20 protein-coding genes are annotated in these 17,448 nt (G+C 72.1%); 15 read left to right on the forward strand and 5 right to left on the reverse strand.

The genetic code is table 11. From position 1 onward, the window contains the following. Positions 1-212 precede the first annotated feature (212 nt). Complete coding sequence (gene mshA / locus ACFY0O_RS34695) at positions 213-1,595, forward strand: D-inositol-3-phosphate glycosyltransferase (protein ID WP_388954360.1); 1,383 nt, start codon at positions 213-215, stop codon at positions 1,593-1,595. Continuing rightward, positions 1,588-2,073 carry a YbjN domain-containing protein gene (locus ACFY0O_RS34700; protein WP_388954363.1) on the forward strand — a complete coding sequence of 162 codons (486 nt, stop codon included), beginning with the start codon at positions 1,588-1,590 and terminating at the stop codon, positions 2,071-2,073. Before mshA ends, ACFY0O_RS34700 begins: the two co-directional genes overlap by 8 nt. A 149-nt stretch (positions 2,074-2,222) precedes the next feature. On the opposite strand, the gene ACFY0O_RS34705 is transcribed toward ACFY0O_RS34700, so the two are convergent. Beyond that, positions 2,223-3,530, reverse strand: coding sequence for an MDR family MFS transporter (locus ACFY0O_RS34705; protein WP_388954366.1), 1,308 nt, complete (start codon positions 3,528-3,530; stop codon positions 2,223-2,225). A 163-nt stretch (positions 3,531-3,693) separates the two neighbouring features. Between ACFY0O_RS34705 and ACFY0O_RS34710 the strand changes: the two genes are divergently transcribed. Then, positions 3,694-4,455, forward strand: a complete 762-nt coding sequence (locus ACFY0O_RS34710; protein ID WP_362147664.1) for a phosphoglyceromutase — start codon at positions 3,694-3,696, stop codon at positions 4,453-4,455. 70 nt (positions 4,456-4,525) lie between these two features. Here ACFY0O_RS34710 and ACFY0O_RS34715 read toward each other — a convergent pair whose 3' ends face one another. Beyond that, positions 4,526-4,747: a hypothetical protein gene (locus tag ACFY0O_RS34715; RefSeq protein WP_388954369.1), complete on the reverse strand. Its 222-nt coding sequence runs from the start codon at positions 4,745-4,747 to the stop codon at positions 4,526-4,528. Between the two features lie 522 nt (positions 4,748-5,269). On the opposite strand from ACFY0O_RS34715, the gene ACFY0O_RS34720 reads away from it, so the two are divergent. The 5 genes from ACFY0O_RS34720 (at position 5,270) to ACFY0O_RS34740 (ending at position 8,320) form a co-directional block, all read left to right on the forward strand. After that, the gene (locus ACFY0O_RS34720; protein ID WP_388954372.1) at positions 5,270-5,497 is read left to right on the forward strand and encodes a hypothetical protein; all 228 of its coding nucleotides are present in this window, start codon (positions 5,270-5,272) and stop codon (positions 5,495-5,497) included. Continuing rightward, the gene (locus ACFY0O_RS34725) at positions 5,490-6,416 is read left to right on the forward strand and encodes a hypothetical protein (protein ID WP_388954375.1); all 927 of its coding nucleotides are present in this window, start codon (positions 5,490-5,492) and stop codon (positions 6,414-6,416) included. Before ACFY0O_RS34720 ends, ACFY0O_RS34725 begins: the two co-directional genes overlap by 8 nt. A 217-nt stretch (positions 6,417-6,633) precedes the next feature. Further along, positions 6,634-6,894 (forward strand): hypothetical protein, encoded by a 261-nt coding sequence (locus ACFY0O_RS34730; protein WP_388954378.1) that lies wholly within the window; start codon positions 6,634-6,636, stop codon positions 6,892-6,894. A gap of 54 nt (positions 6,895-6,948) precedes the next feature. Further along, positions 6,949-7,260: a hypothetical protein gene (locus ACFY0O_RS34735; RefSeq protein ID WP_388954381.1), complete on the forward strand. Its 312-nt coding sequence runs from the start codon at positions 6,949-6,951 to the stop codon at positions 7,258-7,260. 184 nt (positions 7,261-7,444) lie between these two features. After that, on the forward strand, positions 7,445-8,320 hold the full coding sequence (locus ACFY0O_RS34740; RefSeq protein WP_388954384.1) for a helix-turn-helix domain-containing protein: 876 nt from the start codon (positions 7,445-7,447) through the stop codon (positions 8,318-8,320). Between the two features lie 75 nt (positions 8,321-8,395). Here ACFY0O_RS34740 and ACFY0O_RS34745 read toward each other — a convergent pair whose 3' ends face one another. Then, a complete protein-coding gene (locus ACFY0O_RS34745) occupies positions 8,396-8,545 on the reverse strand; it encodes a hypothetical protein (RefSeq protein ID WP_167344738.1) in 150 nt (49 codons plus the stop codon). Positions 8,546-8,676: 131 nt separating this feature from the next. Further along, the gene (gene phoU, locus ACFY0O_RS34750) at positions 8,677-9,354 is read right to left on the reverse strand and encodes a phosphate signaling complex protein PhoU (RefSeq protein ID WP_358895737.1); all 678 of its coding nucleotides are present in this window, start codon (positions 9,352-9,354) and stop codon (positions 8,677-8,679) included. A gap of 200 nt (positions 9,355-9,554) precedes the next feature. Here phoU and ACFY0O_RS34755 point away from each other — a divergent pair, with 200 nt between their 5' ends. Together ACFY0O_RS34755 and ACFY0O_RS34760 are read left to right on the forward strand one after the other, a co-directional pair. Next, a complete protein-coding gene (locus ACFY0O_RS34755; protein WP_388954387.1) occupies positions 9,555-10,781 on the forward strand; it encodes a sensor histidine kinase in 1,227 nt (408 codons plus the stop codon). Further along, positions 10,778-11,458 carry a response regulator transcription factor gene (locus tag ACFY0O_RS34760; RefSeq protein ID WP_042813788.1) on the forward strand — a complete coding sequence of 227 codons (681 nt, stop codon included), beginning with the start codon at positions 10,778-10,780 and terminating at the stop codon, positions 11,456-11,458. The genes ACFY0O_RS34755 and ACFY0O_RS34760 overlap by 4 nt, the downstream gene beginning before the upstream one ends. Before the next feature lie 94 nt (positions 11,459-11,552). Here the strand turns inward: ACFY0O_RS34760 and ACFY0O_RS34765 are convergent, their stop codons facing one another. Then, positions 11,553-12,224: a DUF461 domain-containing protein gene (locus ACFY0O_RS34765; RefSeq protein ID WP_388954390.1), complete on the reverse strand. Its 672-nt coding sequence runs from the start codon at positions 12,222-12,224 to the stop codon at positions 11,553-11,555. Between the two features lie 555 nt (positions 12,225-12,779). Here ACFY0O_RS34765 and ACFY0O_RS34770 point away from each other — a divergent pair. The 5 genes from ACFY0O_RS34770 to rlmB all read left to right on the forward strand — a co-directional run bounded on the left by ACFY0O_RS34770 (position 12,780) and on the right by rlmB (position 17,444). Further along, positions 12,780-13,262: a CarD family transcriptional regulator gene (locus tag ACFY0O_RS34770; protein ID WP_003953493.1), complete on the forward strand. Its 483-nt coding sequence runs from the start codon at positions 12,780-12,782 to the stop codon at positions 13,260-13,262. Positions 13,263-13,533: 271 nt separating this feature from the next. Further along, complete coding sequence (gene ispD, locus ACFY0O_RS34775) at positions 13,534-14,280, forward strand: 2-C-methyl-D-erythritol 4-phosphate cytidylyltransferase (RefSeq protein ID WP_388954393.1); 747 nt, start codon at positions 13,534-13,536, stop codon at positions 14,278-14,280. After that, a complete protein-coding gene (ispF, locus tag ACFY0O_RS34780; RefSeq protein WP_388954395.1) occupies positions 14,270-14,803 on the forward strand; it encodes a 2-C-methyl-D-erythritol 2,4-cyclodiphosphate synthase in 534 nt (177 codons plus the stop codon). Before ispD ends, ispF begins: the two co-directional genes overlap by 11 nt. Before the next feature lie 136 nt (positions 14,804-14,939). Further along, a complete protein-coding gene (gene cysS / locus ACFY0O_RS34785) occupies positions 14,940-16,340 on the forward strand; it encodes a cysteine--tRNA ligase (protein WP_388954399.1) in 1,401 nt (466 codons plus the stop codon). A gap of 132 nt (positions 16,341-16,472) precedes the next feature. Continuing rightward, the gene (gene rlmB / locus ACFY0O_RS34790) at positions 16,473-17,444 is read left to right on the forward strand and encodes a 23S rRNA (guanosine(2251)-2'-O)-methyltransferase RlmB (protein WP_388954402.1); all 972 of its coding nucleotides are present in this window, start codon (positions 16,473-16,475) and stop codon (positions 17,442-17,444) included. Positions 17,445-17,448 lie beyond the last annotated feature (4 nt).

Here is a 17,448-nt window from a genome sequence, read left to right on the forward strand (position 1 = left end):
TAAGCGGAGCGCCCGGCCCGCAAAAAAATCGGGCGTCCAGGGCAGGAAGTTGCCGCGCCCCGGAATGCGGGGGACGGCCATCCGGGTTGCACTCCTTGCAGGGCGCCGCGCGCGCTCCCGCACGCATGCCGTCAACGCCGTACGCCGTGCCGCCCCACCGGCACACCGCACAGCCCGCCGTCCGCGCGATCCGAGCGAGAGGAACTGCTCCCTTGAGCCAGTACGTGTCCCGCCTCGGCGGCAGCATCAGCGGCCGCATCGCCGCCGCCCGCGGTGCCCGCCAGGACGCGCCCCGCCTGCGCCTCCCGGCCGTGGGCCACCACCGCAAGCCCCGCCGCGTCGCCATGCTCAGCGTGCACACCTCACCGCTGCACCAGCCCGGCACCGGCGACGCCGGCGGCATGAACGTCTACATCGTGGAGCTCGCCCGCCGCCTCGCCGCGATCAACATCGAGGTGGAGATCTTCACCCGGGCCACCACCGGCGGCCTGCCGCCCGTCGTCGAGCTCGCCCCCGGCGTCCTCGTCCGGCACGTGGACGCCGGCCCCTACGAGGGCCTCGCCAAGGAGGAGCTGCCCGCCCAGCTGTGCGCCTTCACCCACGGCGTCATGCAGGCCTGGGCCGGCCACCGCCCCGGCTACTACGACCTCGTCCACTCCCACTACTGGCTCTCCGGCCACGTCGGCTGGCTCGCCGCCGAACGCTGGGGCGTCCCGCTCGTCCACGCCATGCACACCATGGCCAAGGTCAAGAACGCCGCGCTCGCCGAGGGCGACACCCCCGAGCCGGCCGCCCGCGTCATCGGCGAGACCCAGATCGTCGCCGCCGCCGACCGGCTGATCGCCAACACCGCCGAAGAGGCCGACGAACTCGTCCGCCACTACGACGCCGACCCCGGCAAGGTCGCCGTCGTCCACCCCGGCGTCAACCTGGACCGCTTCACCACCGGCGACGGCCGCGCCGCCGCCCGCGCCCGCCTCGGCCTGCCCCAGGACGCCGTGATCCCGCTCTTCGCGGGCCGCATCCAGCCCCTCAAGGCCCCCGACATCCTGCTGCGCGCCGTCGCCGAGCTCGTCGACCGCGACCCCGCGCTGCGCGGCCGCCTCTTCGTCCCCGTCGTCGGTGGCCCCAGCGGCAGCGGCCTCGCCAAGCCGGAGGGGCTGCAGAAGCTCGCCGCGCGCCTCGGCATCACCGACCTCGTCCACTTCCACCCGCCGGTGGCCCAGGACCAGCTCGCCGACTGGTTCCGGGCGGCGTCCGTGCTGGTCATGCCGTCCTACAACGAGTCCTTCGGGCTGGTCGCCATCGAGGCCCAGGCCACGGGCACCCCCGTCCTCGCCGCGGCCGTCGGAGGCCTGCCCGTCGCCGTCGACGACGGGGTCACCGGCATCCTCGTCCCCGGCCACGACCCCGTCGACTACGCCCGCGCCCTGCGCCGCTTCGTCGACGAACCCGGCCTCACCGACCGCATGGGCGCCGCCGCCGCCCGGCACGCCCAGCACTTCGGCTGGGACACCGCCGCGAGCGGCACCGCCGACGTGTACACCGCCGCGATGCATGATCACCGCCGTCGCGTACGCTCCCACCATGGCTGACACCGCCGCGATCATCGAGTCCACGCTGACCGGCGCCGAGCTGAGCTGGGAGTCCCCCCGGCCGGGCACGTACGTCGTCCAGCTGCCCGGCACCCGCAAGCTGAGCACGACGTGCTCGCTCCGCATCGGCCGCCACTCCCTGTCGCTGAACGCCTTCGTGATCCGCCACCCCGACGAGAACGAGGCGGGCGTCCACCGCTGGCTGCTGGAGCGCAACCTCAAGCTGTACGGGATGGCGTACGCCGTCGACCCGCTCGGCGACGTCTACCTCACGGCGCGGCTGCCGCTCTCGGTGGTCACCGAGGAAGACCTGGACCGCCTCCTGGGCACGGTCCTCGAAGCCGCCGACGGCGCCTTCAACACCCTCCTGGAACTGGGGTTCGCCTCGGCGATCCGCCGCGAGTACGAATGGCGCACCTCACGGGGCGAACCCACCCACAACCTGGACGCCTTCAAACACCTGACCCGCCCTTCCTGAACCGCGCGCCCAACCAGCCCCGCCGGCGTTTGGGGCGCGGGGGACTGGGGGCGGAGCCCCCAGGGGGTCCGGGGCGCAGCCCTGGGGAACGGGCGAAGGGCGGGGAGACCGCCCGCGCAGCGGTACCCCGGCAGCCCTGCCCCCCGGGCCTACGCTTCGGCAGGGGCCGCCACCGCAGCCGCCCCACCCCCGACGGCAGGCACCGCCCCGGCCCCGGAAGAGGCGGCGTCAGCCGCCCCCGGCAGGGCCCGCATCAACACCCAGTACCCCCCGGCGGCCACCGTCCCCAGGACGCCCGTGGTCGCCCACAGCCACCCGGCCCCCCACCGGTCGATCACCAGCCCCGACATCAGCGGAGCCACCAGCGCGGCCACCGACCAGGACATCGTGTACATCCCCTGGTACCGCCCGCGCCCGTGCACCGGCGACAGCTGCACCACCAGCCCCATCTGCGTCGGCGAGTTCACGATCTCCGCCAGCGTCCACACGCACACCGTCAGCGCGTACGCCCACAGCGGCCCCGCGAACGCCGTCATCGCGAACCCGTACCCCGCCAGCAGCGCCGAGGCCACCAGCAGCCGCCGCGGGTCCCGGTGCTCGATGAGCCGGGTCACCGGCAGCTGGAGCGCCACGATCAGCACCCCGTTCACCGCGACCACCAGCCCGTAGTCCCCCGGCGAGAACCCGGCCGCGCCCATCGCCACCGGCAGGCCCACCGAGCCCTGCGTGAAGATCAGGGAGATCAGGAACGACAGCCCCACGACCCCCATGAACCGCCGGTCCCGCAGCACGGTCCCCAGCCCGACCTCGGGCGCCACCCGCGCCGCCGAGCCCGCGCTCCCCGCACTCCCGGCGTCCACCGCCGGCCGCGACTCCGGCAGCTTCACGAACACCAGCACCGCGCACAGCAGCGTCAGCGCCGCCTCGCCCAGGAACCCCGCCAGGTAGCTGTACTCGGCGACCAGCCCCGCCGCCACCGAGCTCACCGCGAAGCCCAGGTTGATGGCCCAGTAGTTCAGCGCGAAGGCCCGTACCCGGTCCTCCGGCCGGACGATGTCGGCCATCATCGCCTGGACCGCCGGGCGGGAGGCGTTCGAGGCCATCCCCACCAGCAGCGCCACCGCCGCGATCGCCGCCGGGTGCTCCATGAACCCCAGCAGCGCCACCGTGACCGCCGTGGACACCTGCGCCACCAGCATCGTCGGCCGCCGCCCCAGCCGGTCGGTCATCACCCCCGCCCCCAGCGAGGACACGACCCCGCCCAGCCCGTGCAGGGCCGCCACCAGTCCCGCGAAGGAGGCCGAGTAGCCCCGCTCCAGGGTCAGGTACAGGGCCATGAACGTGGCGACGAAGGCCCCGAGCCGGTTGACGAGCGTGCTGGCCCACAACCACCAGAACGCGCGTGGCAGACCCGCGACGCTCTCCCGGGCGGCACGGCTCAGACGGGCATACGGCATAAGGATTCCCCCGGGCGGTGTAAGAGTCGCTGATCCGTCCGGCACATTACGAGAGGGGCCTCCGGCCCGCCACTCAATTGACGCCCGCAGTCAATCGACCCCACCGCCGGCCCGTGCCGGGACCGCGCGCGGGCGTCCCCGGCCGTCCACTAGGCTCGTACGCATGGCCGACGCACCGTACAAGCTGATCCTCCTCCGCCACGGCGAGAGCGAATGGAACGCGAAGAACCTGTTCACCGGCTGGGTGGACGTCAACCTGAACGAGAAGGGCGAGAAGGAGGCGGTCCGCGGCGGTGAGCTGCTCAAGGACGCCGGCCTGCTCCCCGACGTCGTGCACACCTCCCTCCAGAAGCGCGCGATCCGCACCGCGCAGCTGGCCCTGGAGGCCGCCGACCGCCACTGGATCCCCGTCCACCGCTCCTGGCGCCTGAACGAGCGCCACTACGGCGCCCTCCAGGGCAAGGACAAGGCACAGACCCTCGCCGAGTTCGGCGAGGAGCAGTTCATGCTGTGGCGCCGCTCGTACGACACCCCGCCGCCGGCCCTCGAGGACGGCACCGAGTTCTCCCAGTCCGCGGACCCGCGCTACGCCTCCATCCCGCCGGAGCTGCGCCCGCGCACGGAGTGCCTCAAGGACGTCGTCGTCCGCATGCTCCCGTACTGGTACGACTCGATCGTCCCGGACCTCCTGGACGGCCACACCGTCCTGGTCGCCGCGCACGGCAACTCCCTGCGCGCCCTGGTCAAGCACCTCGACGGCATCTCCGACGCCGACATCGCGGGCCTGAACATCCCGACCGGCATCCCGCTCTCCTACGAGCTCGACGCCGACTTCAAGCCCCTCACCCCGGGCGGTACCTACCTCGACCCGGAGGCCGCCGCGGCCGCCATCGAGGCCGTCAAGAACCAGGGCAAGAAGAAGTAACTCGAAGAGGACGACGCGGACGACGTGGCCCCCCGCCTGCCGGCTGTCCGGCGGGTGGGGGGCTTCTTCGTCAGTGGGTGGCGGGGTCGGGTGTCGGGGGTGGAGGGGCGGTCGGTCTGGGGGGCTTCGTCGCCTCCACGTGGCGGGAGAGCACCTCTCCGAGGTGCTGGCGGCGCCGTAGTTCGCGGACGTCCAGGGGGTGTATGCGGCCCACGCCCGAGGTGGTCCAGGCGGTGACGCCCGTGCCCAGTACGGAGCAGATCAGGGCGAGCCACATGAGGGTGTCTGTCACTGCGGGTCCTCTCCGCTGCAGGTGATCGGGGGAGGGCGCGTCGGCGCCCTCGACAACACCTCGTCATAACGTGGCGGCATATGCGGGGTTGCGTGCTGTCAGCCGTTTGCCGCTACGCGCGGTTCCGGGGCCCTCGCGCACCAGGGGCGTGCGCTCGGGAGCGAGCGCCGCCTGGGTGGCTCAATGCGCGCCGTCGCTCATGGCGGGGCGGGCGCCCCCGCGCGGACGCGCCGGCAGGCCGGGCCGATGGACGCGCTCGGACTCCGTTTTCCCCCCTGGAGCTGGAAGGACCGCCGGGACCATCAGGTGCGGACCCTCGCCCCGACGGGTCGCCCGTTCGGGCGGAACCGATAAAAGTCACTGGTCAACCTGGGCTTTACTCCGCGCAGCATCACCTGGACGGCGCACACCCTCGCCGGTACCGGGAGCGTTGGGTGGACTATGACAACAGCAAAGCACGCGGCAATGTTGCCGCTGAGCGCAGAGAACGACGTGCGCGCCGGTCGGATCCGGACCGAGAGGGTGGGGAAATGGACATACACGCCCGTCTCGACGGACCCGGCGCTGGAGAAGGGCGCGACCCTTCGGCATGAGGGCCTGGAGGTCGGACTCCACTACTCGTCCTCGATCTTCGAGGACTTCCTGGACGCGGTCTGCCGGATCCAGAGGGAGTTCAACCGAAGGTCCCAGGAGGCCGCGCCGCGCAAGGCGCCGGCTGGGGAGCGCTCCGGGCAGACGTCCCGTGTATGAGCGGTACGGGGCCTACGCCCCTGCGGCGGAGCCCACGGTGTACTGGCCGCTGTCGGACCAGGAGCAGCACGCCGCCTACGGACAGCCGCTCTTCGTGCCGGGCGGGGCAAGCGCTCCCTGGGATCCGGCGGAGGAGCTGGCCCATCTCTGCCAGGAGGCCATGGCCCCGGGGCCGGCGGAGCCGGTCGACCGCGCCTTCGACCGGGTCGCCTTCGACGGTGTCGCCTTCGACCGGGTCCCCTTCGACGGGGGCGTCGGCGAGACGGTCAGCGGCGTCGGCCTCGCGTCGGGCCTCGTCCCCCGCCCGGCCGGCGGGAGGGCCTCAGCGGGAGGCGGGCACCGGCGGCGTGCCGCTGCGAGGACGTCGGTGGTGACCCTCCTGCGGACCGGCAGCCTCTGCACCGCGGTGCTCGTCGCCGTCATCGCCGCCGTGGTCAGCACGTTCAGCGGTCTGGCCATCTGCGAGGCCCTGCGCCACAGCGCCGGACCGCGCACCGGGCACGGGGTGTCGAGCGGGTGGCCGCTGTTGATCTACGGGCCGTGGATGGTCGCCTCCCTGTCCATCCTGCGGGCCGCCCTGCACCAACGCCGGGCCGTGCATTCCTGGTCGATCGTCCTGCTGTTCTCCACCCTGGCCACGCTGCTCTGCATGGCGCAGGCGCCGCGCACGTTCGCCGCGGAGGCGGCGGCCACCCTGCCCCCCATCGCCGCGCTGGCCTGCTTCCAGCAACTCGTCCGGCAGATCACGCTGACGCGCCCGCCCCAGCAGACCGCTCCGCGGCACCGCGGCCGGCGACTCGCGCGGCTCCGGCCGGCGACAGCGGCGAGCCCTGGTGCCGTGCTCCCCGAGTATCCGGTGCGGGACGGGAGGGCGTCCGTGCCCGCTTCCTCCGGCTATCGGCTCCGCTACGGGTCGTGACGGCACCGCGGAGCAGGCCCTCGTCGGCGCTCGACGCGATGCGGTCGAACGTCCCTAACTTCTCGGACACCTCGGATACCTCGGACCTTCCAGGCTTCAACGACCCGTGCATCACAGGAACGAAGATCCAAACCCATAAGTCACGGGCTGTGCGCGGTCTCAGTCCTACGGGCACCGCGCCGTCCCGGCCCTCCCCCCACACCGAGAGGACGACAGCATGACCTACGAGCTCACCCACGCCGAGCGCCTCCGGTACAAGCGGCGCCAGGACGCCGCGTACCGGGCGGGTGAGGAGGCCGTCACCAACCTTCAGGCCGCACTCGCGCTCGCCGGCCTGGTCCTGCCCTCGCTGTACAACGACGGACCGGTCGGCTGTCGGGGTTTCGTCCGGCTCGGGGGGTGCAGCGTCGCCCTCGCCAACCAGCTCGCCGAGGTCATCGCCGCGGGCGCCCAGGCCCTGGAAGGCCAGCAGCTGTGAGCCCCGGCGCCGGGACGGGGGCGTCCGAGCGGTGACCGGGGCGGAGGGCCCGGCATGAACATGTGGCCGGCCGACCCCTACCGATTCCCCGGCTTACGCGGTGCGCCCTACGGCGAGGAAGCCGAGCCCGTGGCTCCGGTGAACGCCTGGCCCGGCTTCCTTCCGGCACCCGACCCCCTCCCCGCGGCGGTGCGCGGGCCGGACGCCCCGGTGGCGGCCGACCGCCGACGCCTGGACCTGCACGCGTGGCTGACCAGCGCCGGCGTCCGCCCGCACGCCGACGACCCGCACGCCATCGCCGTGCTCTCCACGGTCGACGACACCACCCACGAGGCCCTCCGGCGGTGGATCACCGGCGGTCTGTGACCGGGCCCCGGCCCGACATGGTCCCGGCGGTCCGCCGCCCGCCTCCGCATGCCCGTTGGGCCGAACAGGTGGTGCTGGGGCACGCGGGTGGCGGACCTCTTCGGCCGCGTATGCACAATGCGTTCTGTCGAGGTCGGCCGTGGGATGTGTAGCCTGCGCGTCTGTAGCTGGAGGTAGACCGCCCATGGCGGTGAACGGATATCCCACGGTCAGAAGACGCCGCCTGGGCGCGGAGCTCCGGCAACTGCGCAAAGCCGCGGGAATGACGTCCACACAGGCGGCCGGACAGCTGCTGGTGTCGCAGTCCAAGATCAGCCTCATCGAGACCGGTCGCCGCCCCATCAACCCGCGGGACGTGCGCGACCTGTGCAGGCTCTACGGAGTGGCCGACCAGCAGGTCGTCGATTCGATGATGCGGATGGCGAAGGAATCGGGCCGCCAGGGCTGGTGGGTCTCCTGCGGCGACGTCCCGTACGGCGTCTACATCGGGCTGGAGACGGAGGCCGCCTCCCTCCACACCTACGAGCCGCAGGTGATCCCCGGTCTGTTGCAGACCCCCGCGTACGCCGCCGCGCTCATCACCGAGACCGTGCCCCACATCACGCCCGAGCAGGCCGCCGTGAGCCTGGAAGTGCGGCTGCGGCGCCAGCACCGGGCCCACCACCCGGCCCGCCCCTTCCGCTTATGGGCGATCCTGGACGAATCCGCCCTGCGCCGCGAGGTCGGCGGCCGCGAGGTCGTGCGCGAGCAGCTGGAGCACCTGAACACCCTCGGCACCCAGCCGCACATCACCGTGCAGGTCCTGCCCCACACCGCCGGCGCCCACGCCGGGCTCCTGGGGCAGTTCTCCATCCTCGGGTTCTCCGACGCCGACGCGGGGGTCGTCTACCTCGAGCGCTTCACCAGCGACCTCTACCTGGAGAAGTACACCGACCGCTACCCGTACCACATCATGTACGACCACCTTCAGGCGCAAGCCCTCAACCCCGACGAGACGCGCCACTTCATCGACGACCTCGTCAAGGAGTTCCAGGGCGACGGCGTCCGCCCCACCGGGTGAGGCGGCCCGCGCAAGGGCCCCGCCCGGTCGACCGGACGGAGCCCCTGCACGGTTCGCGGGCGGCGGCGGTGGCCGTCAGCCGCCGCACTGGCAAGGGGCGCCGGACTGGCAGCCGCAGCCGCAGCCGGAACCGCAGCCGCAGGCCGCGAGCAGGGGCAGGCGCAGGGGCTCCGGACGGGGCGGCTGCTCCTGCTCCGGGGTGATGGGGACGGGGGAATCGGGCATGGATCCTCCTCGCGGGCGGCGTACAGGACGTCGTACAGGACGGCGCAGTGCCTTCGCCTCATTCATGCCCAGCCACAGCGGCGCGTCAACGGCGCATGGGGGCCCCGCGGGCGCGCGGAACGCCGCGGCGGTCAGACGCCCTCGACCTGCGTCGGCTGCTGCAGATCGTCCGCGTGCTCACCCGTCACCAGGTACACGACGCGCTTGGCCACCGACACCGCGTGGTCCGCGAACCGCTCGTAGTAGCGGCCCAGCAGGGTCACGTCCACGGCCGTCTCGATGCCGTGCTTCCAGCGGTCGTCCATCAGGTGCTGGAAGAGGGTGCGGTGCAGCTGGTCCATCTCGTCGTCGTCCTGCTCCAGCTGGAGGGCCAGGTCGACGTCCTTCGTGATGATGACCTCGGCCGCCTTCGCCATCAGGCGCTGCGCCAGCTGCCCCATCTCCAGGATCGTCGCGTGCAGGTCGCGCGGCACCGCGCGGTCCGGGAACCGCAGCCGGGCCAGCTTCGCCACGTGCTGCGCCAGGTCGCCGGAGCGCTCCAGGTCGGCGCTCATGCGCAGCGAGGTGACGACGATGCGCAGGTCGGTGGCGACCGGCTGCTGGCGGGCGAGCAGGGCGATGGCGCGGGCCTCCAGGTCGTGCTGGAGGTCGTCGACCTTCTGGTCGGCGGCGATCACGCTCTCGGCGAGCTTCAGGTCGGCGTCCAGCATGGAGGTGGTGGCCCGCCCGATCGCGGAACCGACGAGCCGGGCCATCTCGACCAGGCTCTCTCCGATCGAGTCCAGTTCCTCGTGGTACGCGTCGCGCATGTGTCCTTCTCCTGCCTGCTTGCCTTCTGCTGCGGTGTGGTCCGTCGGGCCCCACGTTGACACGTTCGGCCGCCAACGCGTCCGACTCCGGCATCACAAATGAATCAACACCGTCGCCAGGGTGAACTCTGGGCGACGACTGTTCGAGCTGCCACCCGAACGGCTGTGGAAGTGTCGTGGCGGCTGCTTAACCTGGACACATGGACGTGAACGCGGCGGTCGCCGCAGCTGCGGCGATCGCCGGTCTTTGCACCGGTGTCATCGCCATGCTGGCGTTCCGCTGGAGCGAGCGCGACCAAGCCCGCCCCACGAGGAGCTCCATGCGCCCCGATATCAACGCGGTGCTCCCGCCCGGCGTGGACACGGTGCTCTCCGTACTCCGCTCCTCCGCAGTCGTCCTCGACGAGGGTGACGCGGTGGTCAAGGCCAGCTCGGCGGCTTACGCCCTGGGCCTGGTCCGCGGCGGGAAGCTCGCAGTGGAGCCCATGCTCCACATGGCCCGTGACACCCGCCGCGACGGTGAGATACGCCAGATCGAGCTCGACCTGCCCCGGCGGGGGACCGGCCGCGGCGAGGCCCTCGCGGTCTCCGCCCGCGTCGCCCCGCTCGGCTCCAGGCTGGTGCTCCTGCTCGTCGAGGACCTCACCGAGGCCCGTCGCATCGAAGCGGTGCGACGCGACTTCGTCGCGAACGTCTCGCACGAGCTGAAGACCCCGGTAGGAGCGATCTCCCTGCTCTCCGAGGCGGTGATGGACGCCGCGGACGACCCCGAGGCGGTCAACCGCTTCGCGGGCCGCATGCAGATCGAGGCCACCCGCCTGATCAACCTCGTACAGGAGCTCATCGACCTCTCCCGGGTGCAGAACGACGACCCGCTGGAGGACGCCGAGCCCGTACGGGTGGACACGCTGGTGGCGGAGGCCATCGACCGCTGCCGCCACACGGCCACCTCCAAGCAGATCACCATGGCCGCTGGGGGCACCGCCGACCTGCGCGTCTGGGGCAACCGCGGCCAGCTGGCCGCCGCCCTCGGCAACCTGGTGGAGAACGCCGTCAACTACAGCCCGGCCCGCACCCGGGTCGGGATCGCCGCCCGCCGGGTGACCGCGCCGGGCGGGGACCTGATCGAGATAGCCGTGACCGACCAGGGCATCGGCATCCCCGAGAAGGACCGCGAACGCATCTTCGAACGCTTCTACCGGGTGGACCCGGCCCGCTCCCGCGCCACCGGCGGAACCGGACTGGGCCTCGCGATCGTGAAGCACGTGGCGGCCTCGCACGGCGGGGAGGTGTCGGTGTGGAGCTCCGAGGGCCAGGGTTCCACGTTCACCCTGAAGCTCCCCGAGGCGGCCGCCCCGGCCCCGGCCGCCGCCGCACCCTTGCCCGACCCAGAACCAGCCGTCCCCTCCCCGGAGGTCCTTCCGTGACCCGAGTGCTCGTCGTAGAGGATGAGGAATCCTTCAGCGACGCCCTGTCCTACATGCTCCGCAAGGAAGGCTTCGAGGTCGCGATCGCCGCGACGGGGCCCGACGGGCTCGACGAGTTCGAGCGCAACGGCGCCGACCTCGTCCTCCTGGACCTGATGTTGCCCGGCCTGCCGGGCACCGAGGTCTGCCGGCAGCTGCGCGGCCGCTCCAACGTCCCCGTGATCATGGTGACCGCCAAGGACAGCGAGATCGACAAGGTCGTCGGGCTGGAGATAGGAGCCGACGACTACGTCACGAAGCCCTTCTCCTCCCGTGAGCTGGTCGCCCGCATCCGCGCGGTCCTGCGCCGCCGCGGCGAGCCGGAGGAGGTCACCCCGGCGGCCCTGGAGGCCGGCCCGGTGCGGATGGACGTGGACCGGCACGTGGTCACGGTCGGCGGGGCGAAGGTGGACCTGCCGCTCAAGGAGTTCGACCTGCTGGAGATGCTGCTGCGCAACGCGGGCCGCGTGCTGACCCGCATGCAGCTGATCGACCGGGTGTGGGGCGCGGACTACGTCGGCGACACCAAGACCCTCGACGTCCACGTCAAGCGCCTGCGCGCCAAGATCGAGCCGGACCCGGGCGCCCCGCGCTACCTGGTCACGGTCCGCGGCCTGGGCTACAAGTTCGAGCCGTAAGCCGTAGAGCCGTGGAGGACAGCGGACACACGGGAAGGGCCCCGGCCGCATCGCGCGGCCGGGGCCCTTCCCGTGTGTCCGTGTGCGCCCGTGGTCAGTGGCCGGCGCTGTGCGACGGCGAGGCCGCGGGGGAGCCCGACGGGCTGCCGGAGGCGGAGCCCGACGGGGAGGCGGCCGGGGAGCCGGAGGGGCTGCCCGACGGGGAGGCGGAGGCCGAGCCGGACGGGGCCGGGGTGGCGCCCGCGGCCGGGGCCTCGGTGGGGCCGTAGCCGGCGTACATGCCGGTCGCCGGGACGACGTAGGCCTCGAGCTTCACGTCACCGGCGGTGCTGAGCTGGAAGGTCATCTCCTGCACGTTGCCGTTCTGGACGGCCTCGCGGCCGCCCTCGACGACGGCGGAGGCGTTGCCCTTGCCGCCGAGGACCACGGAGCCGCCGGCGGGGACGGTGACCTTGCCGGAGCCCTCGGCGCCCTTGAGGGTCACCTTGGACTTGCCACCCGCCAGGGTGATCGCGTCGAGGGTCTGGTCCTTGTCGCCGGAGTTGAAGAGGGTCGCGGAGACGGAGGCCGGGCCCTTCTTCTCCTTGTCGCCCTTGGTGATCACCAGGGCGTTCTGGACCTTGATGTCGCCCTTGGTGACGGCGGCGTTGTCCGGCTTGATCTGGAGAGTCTGCGCGTCGTTGCCCGCGCCGCACGCGGCAAGCGAGGCGAGCGAGAACACTACGGCGGAAGCGGCGAGGGCGCCGCGTCGAAGGCTGCGGCTCACGGCGGCGGCAACTCCTTGGACGTACGGACGGGACGGTGGGCTCTCGGAGCGGCCGAGGTAAAGCCGCCCTAAGGGTGTGTCAGCGGCCTTAGGTTACCGAGCCGCCACCCCGCCCCCGCACCCGACCCTCCGCAGCGGGCGCACCGCGCCGCACGCGTGCGCGATCTTGCATTCCGCTATCGGGCCGGAGGGTCCTCCGATGATCGAATTCAGGCATTCCGTCGAACGCCGGCCCGTGATCAATTCAGGATTGGGCCGGAACCCGCTCCGTACGCGTGGCCGCCAGTCGAACGGAGTACTTCGGTTTCCTGCCCTAGAACCCGACAAAACGGGACGTACGTCACACTGGTGGATGCGTCCGCCCGGTGTAACGTGGTCGTTTCGCCCGGTCCGCACAGCGCCTCCGACCTGCGAATACCCCCCTCCGGAACCCTTCCGCAGCACGTTCGTGTCGCTGTTGTCAAGCCCCGAGATGTGCCCTGACCTGCGAAAACGCCATTCATAACAGTCGGTTCTCGTGTTACCCTGGATAGCCACGGAAGGGGTACCTGTCACATGACGTTCAAGGTTGGCGACACCGTGGTCTATCCCCATCACGGGGCCGCGCTGATCGAGGCCATCGAAACTCGCCAGATCAAAGGCGTGGACAAGACCTACTTGGTGCTCAAGGTCGCCCAGGGCGACCTGACGGTTCGTGTGCCTGCGGACAATGCGGAGTTCGTCGGTGTTCGCGACGTAGTCGGCCAGGACGGGCTGGACCGGGTCTTCGAGGTGCTCCGCGCACCGTACGCAGAAGAGCCCACGAACTGGTCACGTCGCTACAAGGCAAATCTGGAGAAGCTCGCTTCGGGCGATGTCATCAAGGTCGCCGAAGTGGTGCGCGACCTGTGGCGTCGTGAGCGTGAGCGTGGGCTTTCCGCTGGTGAGAAGCGGATGCTCGCGAAGGCGCGTCAGATTCTGGTGAGCGAGCTCGCGCTCGCCGAAAACACGAACGAGGACAAGGCCGAGGCCCTCCTCGACGAGGTGCTCGCGTCCTGACGCTCACGCATCTCGATCAAGCGCTGTGATCACAGTGTGCCGCGGTGCCCGATGACAGGCCCTCTCCTCCACGGGAGGGCTGTTGCCGGGCGCTGCGGCATGTCTGCGTCCGCTTCCGCTTCGTCCGCTTCCACGGGCTGCACCATCTGGCGTGCCGGGTCCGGGCAGCCGGCTCGACCGGTCGTCACGGAAGGGGCGAGGGCGTCGCACCCGGCACCCTTCAGGCCATACCCATGTCGGCCGAAGTCACAAACCTGGCTCGGAGCTACTGATGTCTGACGAATCCCGCCCCCACCGCACCGCCGCGGTGATCCCGGCCGCCGGCCGCGGGGTACGCCTCGGCCCCGGCGCCCCCAAGGCCCTGCGGGCCCTCGGCGGGACACCGATGCTGGTCCACGCCGTCCGCGCCATGGCCCGCTCCCGCGCCGTGTCCCTCGTCGTGGTCGTCGCCCCGCCCGACGGGGCCACGGAGGTGCGCCACCTCCTCGACGAGCACCCGCTGCCCGAGCGCACGGACGTCCTCGTCGTCCCCGGCGGCGAGACCCGTCAGGAATCCGTGCGCGCCGGCCTGGACGCCCTTCCGGCCGACATCACCTCCGTCCTCATCCACGACGCGGCCCGCCCGCTGGTCCCCGTCGACACCGTGGACTCGGTCGTGGAGGCCGTCCGCGACGGCGCCCCCGCCGTCGTCCCCGCCCTGCCGCTGGCCGACACCGTCAAGGAGGTCGAGCCCGGCCGCCCCGGCGAGCCCGAGCCCGTCCTCGGCACCCCCGAGCGGGCCCGGCTGCGCGCCGTGCAGACCCCTCAGGGCTTCGACCTGAAGACCCTCCTGCACGCGCACGACACCATCGCCGTCGCCGGAGAGGGCGCCACCGACGACGCCGGGATGGTGGAGCGCACCGGGGTCACCGTCGTGGTCGTCCCCGGCCACGAGGAGGCCTTCAAGGTCACCCGCCCCCTCGACCTGGTCCTCGCCGAGGCCGTACTCGCCCGCAGGAGGGCCACCGATGCGTACTAGCCCCGCAGGTTCCGAGCAGCCCGCCGGGGCGCCCGCCGCCCCCCTGATGCCGCTCGTCGGCATCGGCACCGACGTGCACGCCTTCGAGGCCGGCCGTGAGCTGTGGTGCGCCGGCCTGCTCTGGGAGGGCGAGGACGGGCTCGCCGGGCACTCCGACGGCGACGTCGCCGCCCACGCCGCCTGCGACGCCCTCTTCTCCGCCGCCGGCGTCGGCGACCTCGGCGCCCACTTCGGCACCTCCCGCCCCGAGTGGTCCGGCGCCGCCGGCGTCACCCTCCTGGCGGAGGCCGCCCGCATCGTCCGCGCCGAGGGCTTCGAGATCGGCAACATCGCGATCCAGGTGATCGGCGTCCGCCCGAAGATCGGCAAGCGGCGCGAAGAAGCGCAGAAGGCGCTCGCGGCCGCCGCGGGCGCCCCCGTCTCCGTGTCCGGCACCACCACCGACGGGCTCGGCCTCACCGGCCGCGCCGAGGGGCTCGCCGCCATCGCCACCGCCCTCGTCCACCGGACGAACCGGGACTGAGTACGGGGTATGCCCACGAGGCGGCCGTTACGGATGTCAGGCCGCCGATGACCGATGTCACCTCTTCGGCAACAAAGAGTCCCCGCGACCTCAAACGGTCGCGGGGCACTGCCGCAGGCGCACTACCCTGGATGCCGTGACTATTCGCCTGTACGACACCAGCGCCCGGCAGATCCGCGACTTCACCCCGCTCACGCCGGGCTGCGTCTCGATCTACCTCTGTGGTGCCACCGTCCAGGCGGCACCGCACATCGGGCACATCCGCTCCGGCCTCAACTTCGACATGATGCGCCGCTGGTTCACCTACCGCGGCTACGACGTCACCTTCATCCGCAACGTCACGGACATCGACGACAAGATCATCTCCAAGTCGGCCGAGCAGGGCCGCCCCTGGTGGTCCATCGGCTACGAGAACGAGCGCGCCTTCAACGACGGCTACGCCGCCCTCGGCTGCCTGCCGCCCACCTACGAGCCCCGCGCCACCGGCCACGTCACCGAGATGGTCGAGATGATGCGCGGGCTGATCGAGCGCGGCCACGCGTACGAGGCCGACGGCAACGTCTACTTCGACGTGCGCTCCTTCCCCGGCTACCTGGAGCTGTCCAACCAGGAGCTCGACAACCTCCTCCAGCCCTCCGCCGAGGGCGAGACCGGCAAGCGCGACTCCCGCGACTTCGCCATGTGGAAGGCCGCCAAGCCCGGCGAGCCCTCCTGGGAGACCCCGTGGGGCCGCGGCCGCCCCGGCTGGCACCTGGAGTGCTCCGCCATGGCCCACAAGTACCTCGGCTCCGCCTTCGACATCCACGGCGGCGGCCTGGACCTGATCTTCCCGCACCACGAGAACGAGATCGCCCAGGCCAAGGCCTTCGGCGACGAGTTCGCCAACTTCTGGGTGCACAACGCCTGGGTGACCATGTCCGGCGAGAAGATGTCCAAGTCGCTCGGCAACTCGGTGCTCGTCTCCGAGATGGTCAAGCAGTGGCGCCCGATCGTCCTGCGCTACTACCTCGGCACCCCGCACTACCGCTCGATGATCGAGTACAGCGAGGAGGCGCTGCGCGAGGCCGAGTCCGCCTTCGCGCGGATCGAGGGCTTCTGCCAGCGCGTGGTGGAGAAGGCGGGCGGGCCCGTCGAGGCCGCCGCCGAGGTGCCGCCGGCCTTCGCCGAGGCGATGGACGACGACCTGGGCGTCCCCCAGGCCCTCGCGATCGTCCACACCACCGTCCGCCAGGGCAACAGCGCGCTCGCCGCCGACGACAAGGACGCGGCCATCGCCCGCCTCTCCGAGGTACGGGCCATGCTGGGCGTCCTCGGCCTGGACCCGCTCGACCCCCAGTGGGCCGGCGAGTCCGACCGCGGCGAGGAACTGCACGGCGCCGTCGACACCCTCGTACGCCTCGTCCTGGACCAGCGCGAGTCCGCGCGGGCCCGCAAGGACTGGGCGACCGCCGACGCCATCCGCGACCAGCTCCAGCAGTCCGGTCTCGTCATCGAGGACAGCCCGACCGGTCCGCGCTGGACCCTCGGCCCGCGCTGATCCAGGTCCGCGCGGGGCCGCTCCTCACCGGGGGCGGACCCGCTCGGACCAGCGCCGTTGTGCCGCTCGGCCTTCCGGGCGGCACACTCTTCATACGTACATATCGCAGCACGAACGAAACAGGTAGAGGTCATGGCCGGTAACAGCCAGCGCAGGAACCGCCGCACGTCCAACAAGAAGGGCGCTACGGTCGGCAGCGGTGGCCAGCGGCGCCGGGGTCTGGAAGGCAAGGGCCCCACCCCCAAGGCGGAGGACCGCAAGGGCCACAAGGCGTTCCGCGTCTCCAACGCCATGGCCCGCCAGGCCGCCAAGCGCCGCCCCGCCCCCCGCCGCGGCGGCCCCAAGGGCGCCAGCGAGATGGTCGTCGGCCGCAACCCGGTCTTCGAGGCCCTGCGTGACGGCGTCCCCGCCACCACCCTCTACGTGCAGCAGTTCATCGACAACGACGAGCGCGTCCGCGACGCCCTCAAGCTCGCCGGCGAGCGCGGCAACATCAACCTGATGGAGGCCCCGCGCCCCGAGCTCGACCGGATGACCAACGGGCTCAACCACCAGGGCCTCGTCCTCCAGGTCCCGCCGTACGAGTACGCGCACCCCGAGGACCTCACCGACGCCGCCTACGACAACGGCGAGGACCCCCTCATCGTCGCCCTCGACGGCGTCACCGACCCGCGCAACCTCGGCGCGATCGTCCGCTCCGTCTCCGCCTTCGGCGGCCACGGCGTGGTCATCCCCGAGCGCCGCGCCGCCGGCATGACCGCCGGCGCGTGGAAGACCTCCGCCGGCACCGCCGCCCGTACCCCGGTCTCGCGCGTCACCAACCTGACCCGCGCCCTCCAGGAGTACAAGAAGGCCGGCATCGCCATCGTCGGCCTCGCCGCCGAAGGCGCCCACGAGGTCCAGGACCTCGAAGCCCTCGCCGGCCCCGTCGTCATCGTCGTCGGCTCCGAGGGCAAGGGCCTCGGCCGGCTCGTCGGCGAGAACTGCGACTACCTCGTCCGCATCCCGATGCCGGGGGGCGCCGAGTCCCTCAACGCCGGTGTCGCCGCGGGCGTCGTCCTCTACGAGGCCGCCCGCCGCCGCGCCGCCCAGGGCCGCGTCTGACCGG

Source organism: Streptomyces sp. NPDC001594 (assembly GCF_042893675.1).
Taxonomy (GTDB): Bacteria; Actinomycetota; Actinomycetes; order Streptomycetales; family Streptomycetaceae; genus Streptomyces.